Origin of the sequence: Nevskia soli (genome assembly GCF_903970205.1) — a bacterium.
Lineage (GTDB): Bacteria > Acidobacteriota > Terriglobia > Bryobacterales > Bryobacteraceae > Bog-113.
On the sequence record NZ_CAJCHS010000372.1, the window covers coordinates 1 to 3,702 of the forward strand.

The window sequence follows — 3,702 nt, forward strand, 5'->3', positions numbered from 1 at the left end:
CTTTTCCGGAGCACCAGCTCCGTTACCGTCGCGGCTCAGAATGCGGCGCTCGGAGTGAGGATGTAGTTTTAGAATGGGCTTACTGCGTCGGTTGCGGCCTGCGCTTCTTGGCCGTCGTCGTCCCCGGCACATTGATACCTAGCACCTTAAGTTGAGCGCGGGCTTGCGGAGCTACCGGGCTATTCGGAAAGTCATGCACGACGGCTTCAAATTCCTTCGCCGCAGCCGTGCGCTGGCCTAATTGGAACAGCGTCTTACCTTTCATATAGTGCGCATCCGCCGTTCTCGGATTGGTCGGGTAAGCTTCCAGAACCTTATCGAAGTCCTGAATCGCCTGATCGAACTGCGCCTGCGAATAGTGAATCTCCCCGATATAGTATTGGGCCTGCGGCGCGGCATCCGTGTCGTTGTAGTAATGAACGTACTGCGTGAACTCGTCCATTGCTAAGTCGGCCTTGCCGCTTTGCTTATCGCGCAGCGCGTTCTCATAGAGCGCCGTCGCCTTCACCGGCGGGACACCCCCCGGCGCGGTCGCGTCGGTTTCCGGAGGCGAACCACCCATGGGCGCTGTCGGCACTGCGGCCGGCGGCGGCGCGGCCTGCGCGGCGGCCTTCACCACATTGTTCAAATCCGTTAGCTGTTGCTGAATTCGATTCATGCGCGCCGTCAGATCGTTCACCGACTCCCGCATTCCGGCGACATCGGAGCCCATCGAATCGACCTTGGAACTTAGTCCGGCGATCGGAGCGGCCAGGCGATCCGCCAAGCCCTGATTATTGCGCCCGGCATTCTCCAGCGCGTTGTTCGAGCGCTGCGCGTTATCCAATGTCTGCTGCACCAGAACCTGAAGCGCCGCAAACCGTTCGTCGAAGGAACGCTGCAGGTCGCGGACCTGATCCTGAAGCTGCGCCACGTCGCGCTGCAGTTCAATGATCTCCTTGCTCGCGGCGGGCGCGAGCGCCGGAAACAGCATCACCAGTGCGAGAACCAGTGCGCGAAATAGACCTGTTCGTTTCATAGGGTCTCCTGTCCTTACCTATGTGCTCCAACGGAGCCCGGAAGTCCGAGCCCCGTTCCTATCATTGTCGACTTACTGCGCCGCCGTGATGTGCGCGCGCCGGTTCCGCGCGTAGCAATCTTCGGTCTGTTCGGTACACGCCGGGCGCTCCTTGCCGTAACTGACGGTCCGAAGCTTATCCGCCGGTACACCCAGCTGAACCAGGAACTCCTTCGCCGATGTCGCGCGCCGGTCGCCCAGTCCTAAGTTGTACTCCGCCGAACCGCGCTCATCGCAATGCCCTTCGATGATCAAAGACGCACTCGGGAAGTCGGTCAGGATACTCTTGATAGCTTGCGCGTCATGTGTCAGTGTCGCCTGCGCGTCCGCTTCGATGTTGTATTGGTCGTAGGCGAAGAAGACATCCTGCACCTGCTGCGAGATGCGCTGCTCCAGCGAAAGGTTCGCATTGGCGCCGGCGGTTGCGTTGTTAGTCGGCGGCGGAGGATTGCCGGGGTTCACGGTTACCGTCGCATCCGCGGTAGACCGGCCTTGCGGTCCGTCGGCGATTAAGTGATAAGTGGTGGTCGCGTACGGCGTGACGCTTCTCGATCCGTTGGCCTGCACCGCGCCGAAGATGTCGATCGAAATATAGTTGGCGCCGGTAACATTCCAGCGCAGCACGGCCGATTGTCCGCGATCGACGGTGGCCGGTTCCGCGGTAAACTCAATCGCCGGTTTCCCCGAGCCTCCCGCATTGCTGGTCGTCGTATTGGCCGTTGGCGGCGGCGGTGGCAGCGGCTTGATCTTGTGGCTGCATCCGGCCGCGAAAACGGCTAGCGTCAATAGCGACAGTCCAGCCGCGCTCTTCGTTTCTCTCAACATCCGTCGTTTTCCTCCGTACTCACTGTGAAACTCCTTTACCCCAAACGGGCGATAGATTCTGCCCGGCCGAGGTCAATCGCTGCAGTTGCGATCCATCGGCCAGCATTGACCAGATCTGCGAGGATCCGCTGCGCGTCGATGCGAAGCACAAATGCCGGCCATCCGGCGCCCAGGCTGGATTCTCGTTCTTACCGGCGCCGCTGGTCAACTGATCATATTGTCGCGAAGCCGTATCCATCAAAAAGATATTGAACGCGCCTTGCGCATAACCGCGGGTCCAGGCGAACAACAGGTGCTGCCCGTCGGGGTGCCACGCGGGATTCGAGGCTTCACCCGTGCCGTCGCTCAGACGCTGCACGTCGGTCCCGTCCACATTCATCTGGAAGATCTGTTCGGGACCCGATCGCCCCGACGCAAACGCAAGAATGCCGGGCGATTTGGGATTCGCTTTGGGCTCGACTTCCACCGCGCGCGCGTTCGAGATGCGGCGGTAATTATGGCCGTCCAGATCGGCCACATAGATCTGCGCGTAGCCGGATGCCGTCGACGAATAGTAGACATGCTGCCCATCGGGCGAGAAACTCGCGCTTCCATTCAGCGAAGCTTGCTGGTTCAGAAACGGAAGCGTGTGCCCGGTGGCGGTGTCCATGATGACGATGTGCGGCGTTCCGCGCGCATAGCTGGTGAACGCCAGCCTGGTTCCGTCGAGCGAGACGGCGGGTTCGATGTTGATCGAATGGTTGAAGGTCAGCTGTTTCTCGTTCGTGCCGTCGTAATCCATCGACCAGATTTCTTTGCCGCCCGTGCGCGTGGAAACGAAATAAATCTTGCTGCCGGCTAGAGATGCCCCGCCGAATTGCGCAATGATGTCGGCCGCAAACTGGTGTGCGAGCTGGCGCGCGCCCGCTTCATCCATGCTCGCGAAATAGCGCTTGAACAGTAGCGGCTGCGATCCCGGCGTGCGTGTGTCGTTCAGATATCCATACACAACATAAGTGCCGTTCTGATCGGCCGCATATCCGTACGCGAGGTGCGAAGCGTTCACGGGCGATCCCGCCCAGTCGGCGAGAGCGAGTCCGCGCCCGCTCGACGGATGCAGATCTTCAGGGCGTTGCGGATTCTGCAGCGGGAACAGACTCTTGGGGACCATCTTGAACAATCCGGAAGTCTGCAGGTCCGTGAACAGCGTGCCGTTGAACGCACCCATGAATTGCTGGGTGGCACCGGAGCCGCGGAAATCGACGACCGCAAGCGAGGGTTTGCCGCCCGCCTTGTTGATGTCGATCCGTGCATCGGTTTGCGCGGTCAGCACTCGCAACAAGGCGAACGCGGCCACAATCAGCGGGGTGGAAACAAGAATCGTTTTTTTCATTGGCGTAGGCTGAACAAAAGATCTACATTGGCATCGTTGCGCGGAAATCCGGGCGGGAGCGGCGGCAGCGGGTTGGCGTCCAGCACGGCGCGCTTGGCCGAAGTATCCAAAGCATAATTGCCGCTGGTTTCCACTTGCGTGATTTGGACGGAACCGTCGCGCGCGATGTGGATGGTTACAGTGGCAACGGCGGACGGCGGAGCGGCGATCCCGGTCTGGCTCCACTTAGCGGCGATCAGGTCGCGAATCTGCTGGGCATAGCCGCTGAACTGATAGCCGAACGGCGAACGCGCGCCGATACCGACGCCGCCCGCGCCTTGTAAACCAACCTGCGGGCTCACCAATGCCGGGGCGGTGTGCGAGAAAACCTGGTTCGGTTTGTAGTCCTGATGCGGCCGATACAAATTTTGCGAAACGGGCTTCGGTTGGATCTTCAGCGGTTTTTCCG

The 3,702-nt window shown here is 60.5% G+C and carries 4 protein-coding genes; all 4 read right to left on the reverse strand.

Annotated elements, in window-relative coordinates:
* Positions 1-79: 79 nt before the first annotated feature.
* Positions 80-1,018 (reverse strand): tetratricopeptide repeat protein, encoded by a 939-nt coding sequence (locus H1Y01_RS16255; protein WP_180541559.1) that lies wholly within the window; start codon positions 1,016-1,018, stop codon positions 80-82.
* Positions 1,019-1,090: 72 nt separating this feature from the next.
* Positions 1,091-1,882, reverse strand: a complete 792-nt coding sequence (gene pal, locus H1Y01_RS16260) for a peptidoglycan-associated lipoprotein Pal (protein WP_180541560.1) — start codon at positions 1,880-1,882, stop codon at positions 1,091-1,093.
* 19 nt (positions 1,883-1,901) lie between these two features.
* The gene (locus H1Y01_RS16265) at positions 1,902-3,254 is read right to left on the reverse strand and encodes a DUF5050 domain-containing protein (RefSeq protein ID WP_180541561.1); all 1,353 of its coding nucleotides are present in this window, start codon (positions 3,252-3,254) and stop codon (positions 1,902-1,904) included.
* On the reverse strand, positions 3,251-3,702 hold a 452-nt coding region (locus H1Y01_RS16270; protein WP_180541562.1), incomplete at its 5' end, for a TonB family protein. The genes H1Y01_RS16265 and H1Y01_RS16270, both read right to left, overlap by 4 nt.

What these genes read in the sequence shown, in the direction of transcription:
- H1Y01_RS16265 (WP_180541561.1), bottom strand. Translation starts at nt 3,254, where the DNA reads ATGAAAAAAACGATTCTTGTTTCCACCCCGCTGATTGTGGCCGCGTTC.
- pal (WP_180541560.1), bottom strand. Translation starts at nt 1,882, where the DNA reads ATGTTGAGAGAAACGAAGAGCGCGGCTGGACTGTCGCTATTGACGCTA.
- H1Y01_RS16255 (WP_180541559.1), bottom strand. Translation starts at nt 1,018, where the DNA reads ATGAAACGAACAGGTCTATTTCGCGCACTGGTTCTCGCACTGGTGATG.